The 17,955-nt window shown below is 38.8% G+C and carries 18 protein-coding genes and 1 pseudogene; 16 read left to right on the forward strand and 3 right to left on the reverse strand.

The features are described from left to right. Positions 1–7 precede the first annotated feature (7 nt). The 7 genes from ACI3K6_RS16210 (at position 8) to ACI3K6_RS16240 (ending at position 7,269) form a co-directional block, all read left to right on the forward strand. The gene (locus ACI3K6_RS16210) at positions 8–1,621 is read left to right on the forward strand and encodes an amidohydrolase (RefSeq protein WP_435555638.1); all 1,614 of its coding nucleotides are present in this window, start codon (positions 8–10) and stop codon (positions 1,619–1,621) included. Further along, entirely contained in the window at positions 1,618–2,463 is an 846-nt protein-coding gene (locus tag ACI3K6_RS16215) for a carbon-nitrogen hydrolase (protein ID WP_435555639.1), read from the forward strand. Before ACI3K6_RS16210 ends, ACI3K6_RS16215 begins: the two co-directional genes overlap by 4 nt. Before the next feature lie 68 nt (positions 2,464–2,531). Then, the gene (locus ACI3K6_RS16220) at positions 2,532–3,890 is read left to right on the forward strand and encodes an aspartate aminotransferase family protein (protein ID WP_335474712.1); all 1,359 of its coding nucleotides are present in this window, start codon (positions 2,532–2,534) and stop codon (positions 3,888–3,890) included. Then, complete coding sequence (locus ACI3K6_RS16225) at positions 3,887–4,669, forward strand: SDR family NAD(P)-dependent oxidoreductase (RefSeq protein ID WP_335474714.1); 783 nt, start codon at positions 3,887–3,889, stop codon at positions 4,667–4,669. Before ACI3K6_RS16220 ends, ACI3K6_RS16225 begins: the two co-directional genes overlap by 4 nt. Positions 4,670–5,259: 590 nt before the next feature. Further along, the gene (locus ACI3K6_RS16230) at positions 5,260–5,679 is read left to right on the forward strand and encodes a YhfM domain-containing protein (RefSeq protein ID WP_435555640.1); all 420 of its coding nucleotides are present in this window, start codon (positions 5,260–5,262) and stop codon (positions 5,677–5,679) included. Between the two features lie 17 nt (positions 5,680–5,696). Next, a complete protein-coding gene (locus ACI3K6_RS16235; protein ID WP_435555641.1) occupies positions 5,697–6,362 on the forward strand; it encodes a hypothetical protein in 666 nt (221 codons plus the stop codon). A gap of 118 nt (positions 6,363–6,480) precedes the next feature. Continuing rightward, entirely contained in the window at positions 6,481–7,269 is a 789-nt protein-coding gene (locus ACI3K6_RS16240; protein ID WP_435555642.1) for a carbon-nitrogen family hydrolase, read from the forward strand. A gap of 263 nt (positions 7,270–7,532) precedes the next feature. On the opposite strand, the gene ACI3K6_RS16245 is transcribed toward ACI3K6_RS16240, so the two are convergent. After that, entirely contained in the window at positions 7,533–8,366 is an 834-nt protein-coding gene (locus ACI3K6_RS16245; RefSeq protein ID WP_435555643.1) for a MerR family transcriptional regulator, read from the reverse strand. Positions 8,367–8,457: 91 nt separating this feature from the next. Between ACI3K6_RS16245 and ACI3K6_RS16250 the strand changes: the two genes are divergently transcribed. From ACI3K6_RS16250 to ACI3K6_RS16260, 3 genes are all read left to right on the forward strand, one after another. Continuing rightward, positions 8,458–9,651, forward strand: a complete 1,194-nt coding sequence (locus tag ACI3K6_RS16250) for an MFS transporter (RefSeq protein WP_435555644.1) — start codon at positions 8,458–8,460, stop codon at positions 9,649–9,651. A gap of 335 nt (positions 9,652–9,986) precedes the next feature. Beyond that, the gene (locus ACI3K6_RS16255) at positions 9,987–10,169 is read left to right on the forward strand and encodes a hypothetical protein (protein ID WP_435555645.1); all 183 of its coding nucleotides are present in this window, start codon (positions 9,987–9,989) and stop codon (positions 10,167–10,169) included. A 100-nt stretch (positions 10,170–10,269) separates the two neighbouring features. Next, a complete protein-coding gene (locus ACI3K6_RS16260; RefSeq protein ID WP_435555646.1) occupies positions 10,270–10,845 on the forward strand; it encodes a nucleotidyltransferase family protein in 576 nt (191 codons plus the stop codon). Positions 10,846–11,236: 391 nt separating this feature from the next. Here ACI3K6_RS16260 and ACI3K6_RS16265 read toward each other — a convergent pair whose 3' ends face one another. After that, positions 11,237–11,575, reverse strand: coding sequence for a YqzG/YhdC family protein (locus ACI3K6_RS16265; RefSeq protein ID WP_435555647.1), 339 nt, complete (start codon positions 11,573–11,575; stop codon positions 11,237–11,239). A gap of 175 nt (positions 11,576–11,750) precedes the next feature. On the opposite strand from ACI3K6_RS16265, the gene ACI3K6_RS16270 reads away from it, so the two are divergent. Both ACI3K6_RS16270 and ACI3K6_RS16275 read left to right on the forward strand, forming a co-directional pair. Then, positions 11,751–12,809 (forward strand): PrsW family intramembrane metalloprotease, encoded by a 1,059-nt coding sequence (locus ACI3K6_RS16270; protein WP_335474748.1) that lies wholly within the window; start codon positions 11,751–11,753, stop codon positions 12,807–12,809. A 540-nt stretch (positions 12,810–13,349) separates the two neighbouring features. Beyond that, entirely contained in the window at positions 13,350–14,210 is an 861-nt protein-coding gene (locus tag ACI3K6_RS16275) for an AraC family transcriptional regulator (protein WP_435555648.1), read from the forward strand. 33 nt (positions 14,211–14,243) lie between these two features. Here ACI3K6_RS16275 and ACI3K6_RS16280 read toward each other — a convergent pair. Further along, positions 14,244–14,381: pseudogene (locus ACI3K6_RS16280) on the reverse strand (GNAT family N-acetyltransferase); the annotation flags it as partial. Between the two features lie 164 nt (positions 14,382–14,545). Between ACI3K6_RS16280 and trhA the strand changes: the two are divergent. The 4 genes from trhA to ACI3K6_RS16300 all read left to right on the forward strand — a co-directional run bounded on the left by trhA (position 14,546) and on the right by ACI3K6_RS16300 (position 17,909). After that, on the forward strand, positions 14,546–15,187 hold the full coding sequence (gene trhA / locus ACI3K6_RS16285) for a PAQR family membrane homeostasis protein TrhA (RefSeq protein WP_335474752.1): 642 nt from the start codon (positions 14,546–14,548) through the stop codon (positions 15,185–15,187). A 287-nt stretch (positions 15,188–15,474) separates the two neighbouring features. Further along, on the forward strand, positions 15,475–15,744 hold the full coding sequence (locus tag ACI3K6_RS16290; RefSeq protein WP_335474754.1) for a CD3324 family protein: 270 nt from the start codon (positions 15,475–15,477) through the stop codon (positions 15,742–15,744). Positions 15,745–16,129: 385 nt separating this feature from the next. Continuing rightward, positions 16,130–16,780, forward strand: coding sequence for a FusB/FusC family EF-G-binding protein (locus ACI3K6_RS16295; protein WP_435555649.1), 651 nt, complete (start codon positions 16,130–16,132; stop codon positions 16,778–16,780). Between the two features lie 145 nt (positions 16,781–16,925). Beyond that, entirely contained in the window at positions 16,926–17,909 is a 984-nt protein-coding gene (locus ACI3K6_RS16300; RefSeq protein ID WP_435555650.1) for an NAD(P)-dependent alcohol dehydrogenase, read from the forward strand. Positions 17,910–17,955 lie beyond the last annotated feature (46 nt).

The following is a 17,955-nucleotide window of genomic DNA, read 5'->3' on the forward strand; positions in this document are numbered from 1 at the left end:
GATTCTAATGACATTTGCAGCAGATGTAATTATTAGTGGCAACAAAATTTTTACCGGCACGTATGACACTCCAGTGCCAGCGTCGATTATCATCAAGGAAAATAGAATTATGGAAGTAATTGAAAAAGGGGATTTCTCGCCATTTGTTGGTGCTCATACAAAGGTTTATCATTTTGGCGATGAATTAATTATACCAGGGTTCCATGACTTTCATATCCATTTGTTAATGGGTGGGTTGTTAAATGATAGCGTCCGCCTCCATTTAGCCAGCTCGGCAAAGGATGCCGCTCGAATGGTAAAGGAATATGCAGAAACGAAGAAAGATGATCCTTTTGTCATCGGATGCAGCTGGGAGAAGAATCAATGGGAAGAAGGAGAGCCTCACAAATCTTACCTGGACGAAGTGATACCCGACCGACCTGTGCTGTTATACCAGGCTGAATTTCATAGTGCCTGGGTAAATTCAAAGGCCCTTGAATTAGCTGGGATTGACAGGGATACACCCAATCCACCATATGGAGAAATCGTAAAAGATGAAAATGGGGAACCAACGGGACTTTTATTGGAGCATGCGCTCGGATTGGTAACAAAAGTTCTACCAATAACTTTAGAAATAAAGGAGAAATTGCTCGATAACTTTTTAGAAGAAGCTGCCAAATGCGGGGTTACCTCCGTTCATGATTTATTGAGAATTCCGGAAATGAGCACGGAAGAAGCAGAGCTTTATGCCGATTATGAAAAAAGTGGAAAACTGACAACAAGGGTTCATTTTGTGACGCCATTAAATGGTGATCTTGAACAGGCTAAGAGTTTAAGTGAAACCTATAAAAGTAACATGGTTCAATTTTGCGGGTTTAAACAGTTTTTGGATGGAGTGACCACTAGTTATACCGCCTATTTACTTGAGCCCTATTCTAATAATCTATCGACAAAGGGCAGTACAGTTTTCCCCGAAGAAGAGATTAAAAAATGGACAATGGAAGCTGATCAAGCAGGCTTCCGGGTCAGATTCCATTGCATCGGTGATGGAGCTGTTCAATTGGCCCTGGATGTATTTGAGGCGGCACAAAAAGAAAATGGGGTAAGAGACTCCCGCCACACGATTGAGCATGTAGAAATGATACATTCAAGTGATATTCAACGATTTAATGAGTTGGGAGTCATTGCCTCTGTACAGCCAGAGCACATCAATGTCACGACCCGAGATGTTTATGAAGATTTAATCGGGCCCGAGCGCATGAAGAATAATTATTTACTAAAGACGATGCTCGATCACGGGACCAATGTGGTATTCGGGACAGATTATCCGGTGGTGAAATTGGATCCGCTGCCTGGGATTTATCGTGCCGTAACAAGAATGGATGATGCAGGAGTGGTGTGGGATGGCAAGGAACGTATTTCCTTGAAGGAGGCTCTTCTTGCCAATACTGCAGCACCTGCCTATGGATCATTTCGTGAACATGACCTAGGAACCATTGAAGCCGGAAAGCTGGCAGACATCATTGTCCTTGACCGGAATTTGTTTGATGTACCACATGAAGACATTAAAGAGGCGAAGGTTATTTTTACAATGGTGGATGGGAAAGTCGTGCATGAGATCGCAGAGGAGGTTGCAAAATGAGCAAAGTGAACATTGGATTAATTCAAATGACGTGTGATGAAAGAATTGAAGTGAATATTGAAAAATCCATAGCAAAAGTAAGAGAGGCTGCCGCTCAGGGGGCACAGATTGTCTGCTTGCAGGAACTCTATCATTCTCAATATTTTGCCCAAACTGTATCTGTTGATAACTACCAATTGGCGATTCCACATGATCATAGGGCCATTACATCCATGCAGGAGCTTGCCAAAGAGCTTGGCATCGTCCTGATTGTTCCGTTCTACGAATGGGCTGCCAAAGGGGTTTATTTTAATAGTGCAGCCGTATTTGATGAAACGGGCAAGCACTTGGGTACCACTAGAAAAAATCATATTCCGGATGGCCCACAATATCATGAGAAATATTATTTTACTCCGGGAAATACAGGATATCCTGTATATGATACGAAATTTGGGAAAATTGGAATCGGGATTTGCTGGGATGAATGGTTCCCTGAAGTTGCTCGTATATTGACTCTAAAGGGGGCCGATATCTTATTCTATCCTTCAGCCATCGGGTCTGAGCCGGATCATCCGGAGTTGTCAACTAAGGCAGCTTGGACAAAGGCGATTTCCTCGCATGGCATTCATAACGGAGTCTTTGTGGCTGCAGTTAATCGTGTTGGGCAGGAACAAGAAATGAGTTTTTATGGCGGCAGCTTCGTCAGCAATCCTATGGGTGATATTCTTCAATCGATGGATGAGCAGGAAGGAATCCTTGTTCAAGATGTAAATTTAGAAGAAATTGAGTTTGCCAGAAACTTATTGCAATTTTTACGGGATAGACGAACAGACACCTATGGTCCCATTTTGGAAAAATGCTAATACATTTGGAGAAAAACAAAGGTTTTTCTCCTTTTTATGGGCAATCACCTTATAAGGAGATGGTATAGATGATTAGTAGAGATCATTTAAAAGAACAATTAAACAAAGAACTCCAACTATTTGAAGACACTCATCCAACATCAAAACAACTATTCGAACGCGCTAAGAGGAGCTTGATTGATGGGGTGCCGATGAACTGGATGGTGAAATGGGCCGGCAGCTATCCGATATTTGTAAAAGGGGGTAAAGGTGCTCACTTTACTGATGTGGACGGCCATCGTTATATTGACTTCTGTTTGGGTGATACAGGCTCGATGACGGGGCATGCCCCCGAGGGTGCGATCGAAGCGATTAAAGAGAGAATTGAACAGGGTGTTACGTTTATGCTTCCTACGGAGGATGCTGTCTGGGTAGGAGAAGAACTTGGCCGGCGTTTTGGTTTGCCATATTGGCAAGTTGCTATTTCAGCAACAGATGCAAACCGTTTTGCTTTAAGGTTGGCTCGGCATATTACCAAGAGGAAGTATGTTCTCGTCTTCAACTACAGCTATCATGGAACGGTAGATGAGGCTTTCATTACCTTACAGGATGGGGTCCCAGTACAGCGACATGGGAATATTGGTCCGCAAACGGACGTCACTCAAACGACTAAAGTGGTGGAATTTAACGATATTGAAGCACTTGAGAAGGCTTTGGCTCCTGGTGATGTGGCAGCCGTTCTGGCTGAGCCGGCAATGACGAACATCGGGATTATTCACCCTGATCCTGGTTACTTAGAGGCCTTGCGAGAAATTACTGCCCGGACAGGTACGATTCTGATTTATGATGAAACCCATACCATGTGTACTGGGCCTGGTGGTTATACGGGAACCTATGGTCTAAAACCCGATATGTTGACGGTTGGAAAAGCAATTGGCGCGGGAATCCCAACAGCTGTCTACGGCTTCAGTGAAGAACTGGCCCAGAGGTTGCGTGGTACGATTGACATAGAGGGAGCGGATGTAGGCGGTATTGGCGGAACGCTTGCTGGCAACGCCCTGTCAATGGCAGCCATGCGTGCTACTTTGGAAAATGTTTTGACTCAAGAGTCCTACGACAGAAACATTGCCTTAGCTGAACGATTCTGTGATGGGGTGGAGGCCGTGATTAATGAACACAATCTTCCCTGGATTGTAAAACGTCTCGGCTGTCGGACAGAGTACTGGTTCAAAGAAAATCCGCCAAAAAATGGCGGGGAAGCAGCAGTTGCTGCGGACTATGAATTGGATCGATACATGCATTTGTTCGCTCTCAATCGGGGAATTTTAATGACTCCGTTCCACAACATGGCCTTAATCTCTTCTCAGACAACTGTGGAAGATATTGATCATCATACAAAGGTATTCCGTGAAAGCGTCGAATCTTTACAAGGAGTAGATATAAAATGAATGCATTAACCCGTTTTGATGATAAAGTTTGTTTAGTAACTGGTGCCGGAAGCCCTTCCGGCATTGGTTTTTCTGCAGCGGAGATTATTGGAAAGCTTGGAGGGATAGTAGCCATCACCGCGACTACAGATCGAATTTTTGAGCGAGCAAATGAATTGATTCAGAAAGGCATGCAAGCTCGCGGGTTTATTGCGGATTTAATGGACCGAACCCAAGTTCAGGAACTTATTGATACAGTTATAGCAGAGTTTGGCCGGATTGATATTCTTGTCAATAATGCTGGGATGACACAGGTTGGGGCACCCGAAACCTTTACCGAGTTTGCTCAACTTGAAGGGGAAGAATGGGATATGGGCATATCGCGAAACCTGACCACTTGTTTTAACGTAACGCGAAAGGTCATCCCGCACATGATTACACAGGAATACGGCAGAATTGTCAATGTTTCTTCAGTCACCGGACCATTAGTAAGTTATCCGGGGGAATCTGCTTACAGTGCCGCAAAAGCCGCCATGGTCGGGATGAGCCGAGCTATTGCCATTGAGGTCGCCAAGCATAACATCACGATCAATAATGTGGCCCCAGGCTGGATCGCAACAGGTTCCCAGCAGGAACATGAAAAAATTGCCGCGCTGCATACCCCGATCGGAAGGGCGGGACGTCCGGATGAAGTGGGCCATATGATTGCATTCTTGGCATCGGAACAAGCCTCTTATATTACTGGTCAGCTGTTCGTGGTCGACGGCGGGAATATTTTGCAGGATTATAAGGGGCCGTAGAGCAGTTGGAGTTGACAGCTCCTCCAAACATGTAGAAAACTTGTTTCGGAATTGGTGGATATCAAAGAAAAAGTCGTGGATAAAATCCGAAAACACGTTGATAAAAACCGAAAACGCGTTGATAAAACAGACGGACTCGTGGATAAAAGAGTATACAGGCTCAGAACTGGTAGATAGCTATGAAAAAGTCGTAGATATAACCCTAAAACACGTCGATAAAAACCGAAAATGCGTTGATAAAACCCAATAATGTGTCGATAAAGCAGGCGGATTCGTGGATAAAGAGGATGCGCGAATCGGATTGGTAGATAGCTATGAAAAGGTCGTAGATATAACCCAAAAACACGTCGATAAAAACCGAAGACGCGTTGATAAACCCAATAATGCGTCGATAAAGCACTCGGACTCGTGTATGGAACCCAAACACGTCTCGAAAACGCAGACAAAAAAACAGGTACCTTAAATGGATACCTGTTTTTCACATCTTATTCCAACACTTCGTTCTATTTAAAAAGGCTTTTATATTTTATCGTTTCTCGCATGGTATAATTTACAAATAACTGTAAAACAACCATTCTAGGAGGGAGAATTTGCGATTATTAAAATCTATCCTATTAATACTATTAATCTTTTTTTCTTTAACCGGATGTAATGAGCAGCAAGCCACCTTAGACGGAAAAGCAGTTACGAGTATTTCGGTGGCAAAAGTAAGTGACTCCATGCAAGAAATTCATAACCCACATGTCATTTATTATCAAAAAAATGGAAAAGAACTTAAAACTTTTATAGAAGCAATTCATAAAGCAAAAAAAATTAATGGCGTCGTTGATGTGGCTGTCCCCGATTATCTTCTTACACTAACTTTCGAGGATCAGAGCGTTTCCAAATATACCTTGTCAATTGGTCCGGATAGCGGGTCAATCATGAATGAGAATGATACCAATACTTTATATAAACTGCCTTCCTTTGTCATTAAAGATTTAAATACATATGTGAAATCAAAAAAGTAGCAATAGGAGAGATCTGTTTGAAATTAAAAACATGGTCGATTACAGGTTCAATTGCTTTATTGGCAATAATCGTAGTACTATACTTTTCACAGAATCATATAAAAAAAGTTCCTATCTTTAAACAGAGCGACTTTAACTCTGTAAATAGTGTAAAAAGTTGGAAAAAGTTTAGTGAAGAATTAAAAATTTCTGAGAAGGGCACAAAAATTGAGGATTTCCAATTGATTCTTGATAAAAATAACCATATTTATTCAGTTAAGTTTGAATTAGTAGAAAAAGTTAATGATAAATTTACCGTTTTACAATATAGCCATTGCTATTCATGTGAGACAGAGGGAGAAAACAGAGTCTATATCAGTAAAAGTACATCAGATGAATGGCTCCAATATAACAAATTAATCGAGGCCAATCGTTTTTTTTCAGCACTTGAGCAACTGAATCAACAGGGATTTTTTGAAGGCTCCAAATTTAATTATCATTTACTTGTCTCTTCAGGCTGGACGGAAAACATACAAGTGGATGGGGATTATTATATTCTGCAGAATAGCAATCTCAAAAAAATGGACGAAGTTTCTACATCCAAAAAGTCAAAGGGCTTTAATATGCAAGACATCGGAAGTGACCGCCCATCCAATTTTAGTACGGACAAAGAGACGACAAAAATAGTTTTTATAGATAGCTAAATGAATTCAAAGTTTCCAATTAATTTTAGAAATGATGGATGAGCCATTACAAATGGTAAATCGCTACTCACTTCCAACAAAGGACAAAAAATTATTCTAAGAAGGGGTTGTTGAAAAAATGAAAATTGCCTCAATACAAGTAGAGATAAAAGATAGCGAATCAAAAAATGACCGAATTGATCGTGTTGAATCAATGATTGACCAATTAAAAGGGCAAGATTTAATCATTTTACCTGAAACATGGGCAACGGGGTACTTTTCATTTGATCGTTATATGGACGAATCAGAAGAGATAAACGGGGATTTTGTACAGCGATTTTCCTCGAAGGCGAGGGAGATACACTCTTATCTTTTTGCAGGCAGCTTTATAGAAAGAAATAATGGGAAATACTTCAACACTAGTGTTCTTTTTTCTCCGGAAGGGAAGCTTATAGGAACCTATCGGAAAATGCATCTATTTCAGTACGGTTCAAAAGAAGGTCAAATTTTGACGAGAGGGAATGAAATCACTGTAGTAGATACAGATTTTGGGATAGTAGGCTTATCAACTTGCTATGATTTGCGTTTTCCTGAATTATATCGTGCAGAAGTCGATTTAGGAGCTGAAATGCTTCTGGTTACATCGGCTTGGCCCCATAGAAGATTGGAGCATTGGAAATTATTCAATGCTGTTCGAGCATTAGAAAACCAATGTTTCTTAATTTCGAGTAATTGTGTTGGCACAACTCAAGACGTCCTTTTAGGTGGCCATAGCCAAGTGGTCGATCCATGGGGAATTGTTGTCGCTTCTGGAGGGGAGGAAGAAACGGTTATAAAAACAGAAATTGATCCGACTCAGATTGCTTCTATTCGTGATGTATTTCCTAATTTGAAACATCGAGTCATAAATAGACAGAAGAATGTTTAGTTGCTCATAAATAATGTCTCTTGAATACAACATTGTCACAGATCCTAAACGATGCTTTTTTGCAGGGTATTTTTTAGAAAGAACAGGAATCTGTGAATAGGATATTGAGGAATTGGCTGCAAAATCAATAGATGATAAATAGGGCTAAGGCAGAGTTTTTGATACCTTAGCCCTGTTTATTTAGATGAATTCAAAAATAAACCTACATTTATGGGATTCGAAAGGATCCAAACATCCGATGATGTTGACTTTCAATACAAGAATTAACTTCCTTGTTGGTCAACTTGTATCATTATCTTCGTGACGTATTGTTCTTTATAATGCATTACAACCGTATCATAAATATACTCTTCAAAAACATAATCTCCAAGGGTTAAATCTAAACGTTCCAACTCAGCAAATAGCTGCTTATATGTTTTATGGATGGTGTGATCATCGCCAATATGATAACCAATGAGGAAATCTCCCTTAATATCTTGAAAGTACGGATAGCCTTCCTTTGGATGGGGCTGCTCTATATATAAATAGCTATAATTAGTGAAATCTCCCTTTAATATTTGCTCCCGTTTGGTCATGACGCCTATTGGAAATCCTGTATCCAGCTGAGAAACGTTTAATTCATTAATAAAATCTGAAACAACCTCTACAAATTCTTCATCGGTTATATTTTCGATATTCCTACTTAAATAGAGTGTTGCTTCTGGTAATGTTTCAAGTGTAATTTTATTAAAGTCTATTTGCGAAGATTCCTCCATTAATGCGATTTTTGCCTCGATCATTTTTTCCTTCATCTCAATCTCCTGGCGTTTTTTCACAACCTCTTCTTTCTTTTGGTACATTAAGGACAAAAAACTTTCAGGTGATCTATTTTGCATATATTGTTGAATATCGTTCAACGACGTACCAAGTTCCTTTAATAAATCAATAACAAAGAAAAGCTCTAATTGGCGAATTGAATAATAACGGTAACCTTTTTCATCCTTTAATACTGGAGACAACAGCCCGATTTGGTCGTAATAAAAAAGGGTTTGTTTGTTTACTTTGCAAAGTTTCGCAAATTCACCAGTAGTGAGAAATTTTTGATCCTTTTTATTCATTTGTCCCTGTCTCCCCTCTTGACTATATAGTTACTATATACAATAACATGGAGTTTGAAAACGTAAGTCGTTTTATTAAGGAGAATGTGAAATGAAGAAAAATAAAGTCACTTTAATGCTATTGCTAATGAATTTATTCATTTCATTTTTGGGAATTGGTTTAGTCATACCGGTCTTACCTACACTGATGAATGAATTAGGGATAACCGGAACAACAGTTGGTTATTTAACAGCCGCGTTTGCCATTGCTCAATTGATTGTTTCACCATTTGCAGGGAAAGCGGTAGATCAATTCGGCAGGAAAATTATGATTGTCATTGGTTTATTTATCTTCGGACTATCAGAATTATTATTTGGGATTGGAAAAGAAATCGAAATGTTATTTATATCTCGAATTTTGGGAGGAATAAGCGCTGCCTTTATTATGCCTGCTGCTACTGCTTTTATTGTTGATATGACCGATTTGGATACCCGCCCAAAAGCACTGGGCTATATGTCAGCAGCAATCAGTACAGGATTTATTATTGGTCCAGGTATTGGTGGGTTTTTAGCAGAGTTTGGTACACGAATACCATTTTATTTTGCAGGAGCCTTTGGCACCATAGCGGGTATACTTTCTATTATTTTATTATCTGAGCCAAATCGTGAAAAAGACAGTAATGAACAAGGCACGGGTGGTAAGATTGGTTTTAAACGTCTTGCTGCCCCCAAATATTCCTTTGCGTTTATCTTAATCTTTATTGCCACATTTGGTTTAGCCGCGTTTGAATCATTCTTCAGCCTATTTGTAGACCATAAATTTCAATTTACACCTTCCGATATAGCCATTGTGATCACAGGCAGTGGGATATTTGGTGCAGTATCGCAAGTGATCTTATTTGATAGGCTTACAAAATGGTGGGGTGAAATTAAGCTGATTCGATATTGCTTACTATTATCAGCCATACTTGTCTTTTTAATGACTGTGGTTCATTCCTATTTCTTTATTTTGCTGGTTACTTTTTTTGTTTTTGTTGGATTCGATTTATTCCTGCCAGCCGTTAATTCATACCTTTCAAGAATTGCCGGGAACGAACAAGGCTTTGTTAGTGGAATGAACTCCACGTTTACAAGTTTAGCGAACATAAGTGGACCCATTCTTGGAGGGATCTTATTTGATATTGATATTAACTACCCTTACTATTTTGCGACTGTGATCCTATCTCTAGGTATAGTTATTACCTTGTTCTGGAAGAAGCAAGCTAGTGATTCCTCAAACGAAGTGAAAGCTAGGGTAGCCCATTAATCCATGTAATAAAGCCGAATGTACGTTTTGTGAAAGGTAACGGAAATCCGTTACCTTTTTTATAAGGTCTTCTTTGGGAAATTATAAAAGGTCCGAATCTCATATTCTTAATTATTCAAAATAGGTACCTTAAATATTAGAATTGATATGGTATAATTTAACATTATGTCAATGAGGAGGACGGTCTATAACAATCAAGCTGCTTATTTTCGCAGGAACTTTGATTTATCAGTTTGTACAAATCATTACCAGCGTTGTTTCTGGATGGTAGATTTCTCCTTAATAACTCTTGAATAAGTTGATAGTAAAAAAAACAGTAAGGCGAGGAAAATATTATGGTCAGTGTAATGGGGTACATGTCATTATTCGTGGTAATTGGATTGCCTATAGCAGTGATCTTCCTTTTGGTATCTGTGTATAAGATGAAAAGAAATAGTGAAATTCAAGTGGAGCAAAATAAGAGGATTATAGAATTATTGGAGAAGGTGAAGCCAGGGGAATTTATGAATAAACAATAAGTAATAATATGGCTATGTTGGAGCACCCTGTTGATTGGAGCGGAAATCAACAAACAAGTGTAAATAAACCAATAATATAAATAAGTTTGGAGTATGTTCTATGATGAATGAAGATGACATTATTTCTTTAATAACAGAAGATCCTTGGATGATGGACATATTAAAAACGGCAAAAGCAGTACAGTTGCCGGATTGGTGGGTTTGTGCGGGCTTTGTTCGTTCAAAAATTTGGGACACACTTCATAATTTCAGTGATCGCACGCCAATACCCGATATTGATTTAATCTATTTCAATCCTTCCCATATTGATGAATTAGAAGAAAAGAAAATGGAGGATAGGCTTAAAACCCTCATGCCTAACACACCATGGTCAGTAAAAAATGAAGCAAGAATGCACCTAAAAAGCAATATGCCTCCCTATGTATCTTCTGTTGATGCTATTTCTAAATTTACGGAAACAGCCACAGCATTAGGAGTAACATTAGATGAAAAGGACAATGTGATTTTGGCTGCTCCATGTGGAATAAGTGATGTTGTAAATTTACAGGTAAAACCAACTCCTTTTTTTACAGAGACGAAAGAAAGAATTGAAATATACGAAACCCGTCTTGCAAAAAAGAATTGGAAAGCTATTTGGAATAAATTAAACGTATATCATATTAAAAGTCCCTATTGAATTAATTGATTAAAAAATTAATTAGAGAGAGGCTTTTTCTTCTGTGTTTTCTTATATATCTTGTACTGTTTGGAGATCGTTTTAATCATAAACACTCCTCCAATTAGGGCAAGTAAGTTTAGTGAATCCCCGAAATGAAATGATAGATTAATGTTGTTATGTACATATATTTTCTTGTTTTTTAAAATGTATTGAGTTTCTTTGTCTGTATGATTCTATGTAATTCCCCCATCTAATTTATTCCTTCTTAGCAATCCCTTGAACACGATATAAATATATGAGCATATATATTTTTATATGCTGACAAGTTAGATGAACAATTGGAACCTGTCACAAGGAATATTGAAATTGATGGTTGCTGGAATTTGATTTGGGACAAGAGAATTCTATATCATTTGGGTGTTTCCTTAAATGTGACATTAATAACCTTTTCTGTCTTATTGTTAAATTCAATATTTACAAAAACCCCAAATTCTCTTCGATCTTTTAACCAAAATTTAAATCTCTCCGTTGATGTTTGGTTACCCTTTCTTCTACCAATATGGAGATAATCAATGATCTGAGCATTTGGGTATCTTTCCTGCGTTTTCGTCAATGCCAGACGTCCCCATTTAGCATAGGAAGGAATAGGTTTCTGTTGTGCGTTTGTGGTGTTAGTGAAATAAATGGGAAGGATACTACTAAAACAAAAAACGAAACTAATGATGAAACGAATAAATAATTTTCCCATGCGGCAAGCCTCTTTTTTGCTATTATCTTTCGTTTTTTAATACTATTTTATACGGGAATATCCGAGGATTAGGGGCAGTCCACTTTAACCGGCAGTAGACAAATGAACGGCGAATTTCACCAAATAATGGGCATACTTCTTTTAAGGTAGTTACTTGTTAGAGGAGTGAGTTTTTTTGAAATGCCCGCAATGTGTTTATACCAATCCAGATGGAGTAAAATTCTGCATAAACTGCGGTGAAAAGTTTCATAAAAATAATGGTGAAGAGGATGATACCAGTTATTTTTATGAATTTGCTCATTATGTTGATATGGTTCCAAAATTTGAACGATCCATTGAGCCGAAGTTTCAAAATGTGTTTTCGCGTGTTTTTCGTAATCATAGTGAACTGGAAGCGGAACGTCTGTTTATCGTAGGAACAGCCCTGACAACTCCAAAAATATCAGAAGTGAAAGAAACTTGGCCAAAACCTTGGCTTTTTGCAAGGGTGTTCATCATTGCGCTTCTAGCATTCACAGGATTTTACATTGGTGTTAGCTATTTTGGGAATGTGAACTTTATCCCTGGTCTTATTATTATTGGCTCGTTTGCAGTTCCATTTACAACACTAATCTTTTTCTGGGAGATGAATGCTCCGCAAAATATTGCCTTTTATCGAGTGATTTATGTGGTATTGATTGGCGGTATTCTCTCCATGTTAGCTGCACTTGTCTTTTTCGATATTTTGAAAAACAATATAAACCCGATTACGATTGGCATTGCTGAGGAACTGGCAAAAGCGATAACCGTCATTACCTTTGTACGATACCGAAAATACAGATATATTCTAAACGGTCTTCTCATGGGTGCCGCCGTTGGAGCAGGCTTTGCGGCGTTTGAGACAGCCGGATATGCGCTTAGGGCCATGCTTTCCGGTGACGGCGCAAATCTCTACAACACGATTCTATTTCGAGGAATTTTTGCTCCCGGTGGGCATATAGCCTGGGCAGCTCTTACTGGCGCGGCCTTCTGCCGAGTGCAAGGGGACCATCCATTTAAACTAAAACTGCTTTTTCATGTTAAGTTTTTGCGTGTGTTTTTCTTAGTGGTCATCATGCATGCTCTATGGGACACTTCGATACCTGGTATGTCTCCCTTTGGACACATCTTTTTAACAGCTGCTTCCTGGGTTGTTGTGTTCCTGTTTATTCGTGTCGGTCTAAAGGAGATTGGGGAAAGAAAAATAATGACGTAAGTTCGAGAGCGTAACTCATAATGGGAAGCGCTCTTTTTTTTTGTTGGCTAGGAAATAATAAGTAAGGTAATGGTGGGAGCCTAAGTTCTCATAAAGCCCGCACTGATAAAAGAGGCAGCAAAAAGGTCGTTATGAAACGTTTATAAAGCCCGAATCTATAAAAGAGGAAGCAACCCGGTCGTTATGAAGGGTTTATAAGGCCCGAACCAATAAAAAAGAAAGCAACCCCGGTCGTTATGAAAGGCTCATAAAGCCCGTACCGATAAAAGAGGAAGTAAAAAGGTCGTTATGAAAGGTTTATAAAGCCCGAATCGATAAAAAAGAAAGCAACACAGTCGTTATGAAGGGCTAATAAAAGCCCGTACTGCTGAATATTATTATAGCTTAGTCACCAAGAAAGTTTGATAAAATAGTGAATATTAAGCTTACTTTTATATTAATATGACTTCTTTAAAAAGGATCTGTCATAAATGTGCACAGATTGTCAGGAAAGATGGAATCAATGTTAGTAGACTTAATGTAGAAAGGAGAGAGGTTCACATGGAAGGGCTTCAAAGAATGCTGGAAAGCATCGAGTATATGGAAAGTAATTTAGACACCAATCTATTGATTGACGATGTTGCCGCTGCAGCGTGTATGTCTAAATTTCACTTCCAACGAATGTTTAACATGTTGACGGGGTATACCGTGAGTGAATATATCCGAAATCGCCGTATTACAGTAGCTGCACAGGAATTGGTTAATTCCAAGGCTAAGGTGATTGACGTTGCCATGAAGTATGGATATGAAAGTCCAGAATCCTTTACAAAAGCGTTTCGGAGAATTCATGGAATTAATCCCTCTGATGCCAAAAAAAACAGTCAAATTTTGAAGGCATATCCGAGACTCTCTTTTCAAATTCAGTTAAAGGGTGATGTAGAAATGGAATACAAGATTGTCGAAAAAAATGCTTTTACTGTGGTAGGAAAAAGTATTCGCACATCAACAATTGGTGGAGAAAATCACCGAAATATAGCGGCTTTCTGGGTTGAATCAAATCAGAATGGATTTTCACGTGAGCTTGCAAAAAACTGTGGCCCACTGGGTTTAATAGGAGTTTGCATGGATTTTGATAAAGAACAAGAAAATCTAACTTATTTAATTTGTGCAGAAAAGAATGTTGATCAGATTCCTTCTGATTGGGAGGAACGACAAATTCCTTCTGCTACCTGGGCGATTTTCCCAGTAAAGGGTGCCATGCCTGTTACCATACAAAAAGCATGGGGAAGGATCTTTTCAGAGTGGTTTCCGGCAACCGGATATCAGCATGCTGATGGACCCGAGTTGGAAGTTTACCCTAGCGACGCTGACCCTTCATCCGAGGATTATTATAGTGAAATATGGATACCTATTAAAAAGTAGCAAAAAAGCACAAGGGCATTCGGTTCTTGTGCTTTCTTTATTTACCTTAAATGGAGCTCGAATGTTCCACAAGCTTGCAGGTTTAAAACCAAACTTAGAATAATAATCATTATGTCCTAAGCCAATGGCAGAATGATAACCTAGCACTTTTGCCCTGTTTAAAGCAGCATAAGTAAATTTCCATTTATAGTCTTGCATTCTTTCATTATAATTGCGGATCTAATTTCCAGCATATACCTTAATATAATAACCGTATAGTTTCCAATTGTGTTTGTCGGTATGGTATTTTAATAATAGAAATACTATCGGACCAATTTTCAAAAGGAGACATTAAAATGGCTAACACACATACTTTTAGCACAGGTGAGGAAGTTGCCAATTCCATTACTCATGGAATAGGTGCCCTTCTAAGTATAGCAGCATTAGTATTACTAATTGTATTTTCCTCGTTATACGGTAATGTTTGGCATATAGTTAGTTTCACTTTATTTGGTTCTACCATGTTCTTAATGTATACATCGTCGACACTCTTGCATGCTTTCCCTGAAGGAAGTAGAGTGAAAAATCTATTTGAAATATTCGACCATTCTTCAATCTATTTTTTTATTGCTGGGTCCTACACTCCATTTATGTTTATAGCTGTTAAAGGCTGGATCGGTTGGACGATTTTTGGGATTGTCTGGGGAATGGCCATCGGTGGCACCATTTTTAAATCCTTTTTTGTGAAGAAATTTTTGTTCACATCCACGGCGTTATACGTATTAATGGGGTGGTTAATTGTTTTTGCTTGGAAACCTATATCCGAGTACATGCATCCTAATGGTTTACTGTTTTTGATTATTGGTGGAGTGCTATATACGTTAGGATCTGTTTTTTATATTTGGAGGGGATTCAAGTTCCACCATGCTGTATGGCACATTTTCGTCATTGGCGGCAGCATTATGCACTTTTTCAGTGTGTTAACGCTTTTAAATTAATTCGCTCCATGAAGACCTTTTAGGAGGTCTTTTTTGTCGTTATTTATCGGTATTAACCGGTTCAAACGAATAGTACAATTTGGTATAATAATTAAATTAAAGGGGGTGCTTACAGATGGAGAATCATGATCGATTGTCTGGTACTTCTTCCACTCATGCAAAGCCTATTAATGGAAAGGCGATACTTTGCATGGGGCGAAATATTTAAAATTATCGCTGAACAGCTTTTCTACTAATTAGGCTTTGCACCTTATTTTTTTCAAAATCAAAATAAGGGGCTGGCAGAATTGAAATATATGAATGCAAATAAAGTTTTACCCGAAAAGCTAGTTTTGGAAATCCAAAAGTATGTACAAGGGGAAACTCTTTACATTCCGAAGCCTGAAACGAAGCATCAGAAATGGGGGACTTCGAGTGGCGGGAGAAAGCTGCTTGATTACCGTAATGCCACAATCAGAAATTCTTTTTTTAGTGGCAGCAGTATCGAACAACTAGCTAAGGAACATTTCCTTTCAACCGAAACCATTAAGAAAATAGTTTATTCACATAAAAAGTAGTGGAACAGCACTGATGATCACCGTCATCGGTGCTTTTTTATGTAAAGGATATGTTAAACGGCACTGTTGATTTTTTATACCATGTTAATTGGAGAGGAAGGCACGAAGACTCCTCGAAAATGCTAACGCATTTCCTTCGTGCGTGAGCGAAATCTAGGAAGAAAATCAATGTCCTGTGGGATTACGGTTCTGGAGAGACCCCGCAGGCGCAAGCGCCGAGGAGGCTCGCCGAAACACCCACGGAAAGCGAAGTGCCTGGATCGGAAATCAACAGACGAGTTTAACAGCCTATGTAAAAAACGTTTCTAAGTTATTTTCTCCATTTTATAAGCTGACTCTGTTAGATAAAATAAGTGTTAATAGCCGTAAATAGGAGAGAAAAATGATGACCGAAAAATTTATTAAAAATGAACAATTAAATTTTATAAAAAAACAGATCTCTTTGATCAAGGACAGCACAAAAAAGAATGCACCTCCAACTGTTTTGACTGCTGTGATTGATATTGCTAATGCCAAAATTTTGAATCTCTTTCCTAATGCATCATTGGATCAACAGGAAATGCTGGATCTTTCTAAACTGAAAACCGATCAAGAGTATGAGCGATATATTCAGCTTCTTTCGGACTTTTTAATACCCTTTCCAATCATAACAGAGCAGCAACTGAAAAAAATGTTCCCAAAGCAAAAAAAATTAAAGCTACCTGATTTATCAAAAATAGACCACCACCAACTGACCTATTTAAGTTGGAATGATCTAAGATTGAATAAAAAATTTATTGTATACGAGCTGGATGGTAAAATGGTCGGCATTGAATGTAATTTCACACCAGCCACCAAAAAAAATTATTGTTCTTTCTGTAATTGTTTTGGAGAGGTAACTTATCTATCTACCGTAACAAAAACAAAAAAAGCGAAAAATCCAGATTATTATAGATCTATAGGCAATCTAATTTGCGCTGATAGCAGTGAATGCAATCATAAAATCACAGAGGTCGAATATGTAACTTCCTTTCTCAAAGACTCACTAGGAGTGTGAGATTTTCAAATGATGGTTTTTTGTATCTGAGAATGGACTCTTGATTTGCCTATACTCTCTCTTTAGCACGGGTCTGAAACCTTCGTTCTATTTATCCGTATCATTCGTATGATAATAAAGAACAAAACGGATTGGAGGACGAGGAATGAAGGCTATTGTGTATAAAAAGTACGGTCCCCCTGATGTTCTTCACCTAAAAGAGATCGAAAAACCAACACCTAAGGATCATGAAATATTGATAAAAATAAAGGCAACGACTGTCACAGCTGCAGATATTCGATCACGGAGTTTTACGGTTCCCAGGTCAGTGTGGCTGCCTGCTCGCATGTCACTAGGTATGAGAAAACCTAAAAAAGTGATATTGGGGATGGAATTGGCGGGAGAAGTCGAATCCGTTGGAAAAGCCGTAAAAAGATTTAAGCAGGGTGATCAGGTTTTTGCAGCATCACTAGTGGGTTTTGGAGCGTATGCAGAATATATATGTCTCCCTGAAGATGGGCCGATTTCCATAAAACCGTCCAATATTTCACATGAGGAAGCAGCTGCTATTCCCATTGGAGCTCGTACCGCATTGCATTTTCTTAGAAAAGCCAACATTGAAAGTGGCCAAAAGGTACTGGTCTATGGGGCCTCTGGCAGTGTAGGAACCTATGCCGTCCAGCTTGCCAAATATTACGGTGCAACCGTCTCAGGAGTATGCAGTGCTGCGAATGTAGACTTGGTAAAATCACTAGGCGCTGATCAGGTCATTGACTACACCACAGAAGATATTTCAATTGTAGGCGAGACGTACGATGTGATTTTTGAAGCAGTAAACAAGAGCTCGTTCGAAGACTGTATCAAATTATTAAAAGATAAAGGTACCTATATAAATGTTACCGAACCTTTGCCAGATGCTCGAATGGTTTGGACGAAGGTAGCAAGCAGCAAAAGAGTGATATTGAGTCAAAATGCACCTGAAACTCCCGAGGCCCTTGATTTTCTAAGTGAACTTGCTGAAGCGGGAAAGTTAAAAGTCGTGATTGATCGATCTTATAGATTTGAAGATATTGTGGAAGCTCATAAATATGTGGAAAAAGGGCATAAACGAGGTAATGTTGTCATAAAAGTGAGCGTTGAAGAAGAGTAGACAGGAGGAGTTCCTTCTGTTTTTTTATGTGGAGGAACAATTAAGA

Source organism: Neobacillus solisequens (assembly GCF_051233465.1).
GTDB lineage: Bacteria > Bacillota > Bacilli > Bacillales > Cytobacillaceae > Neobacillus.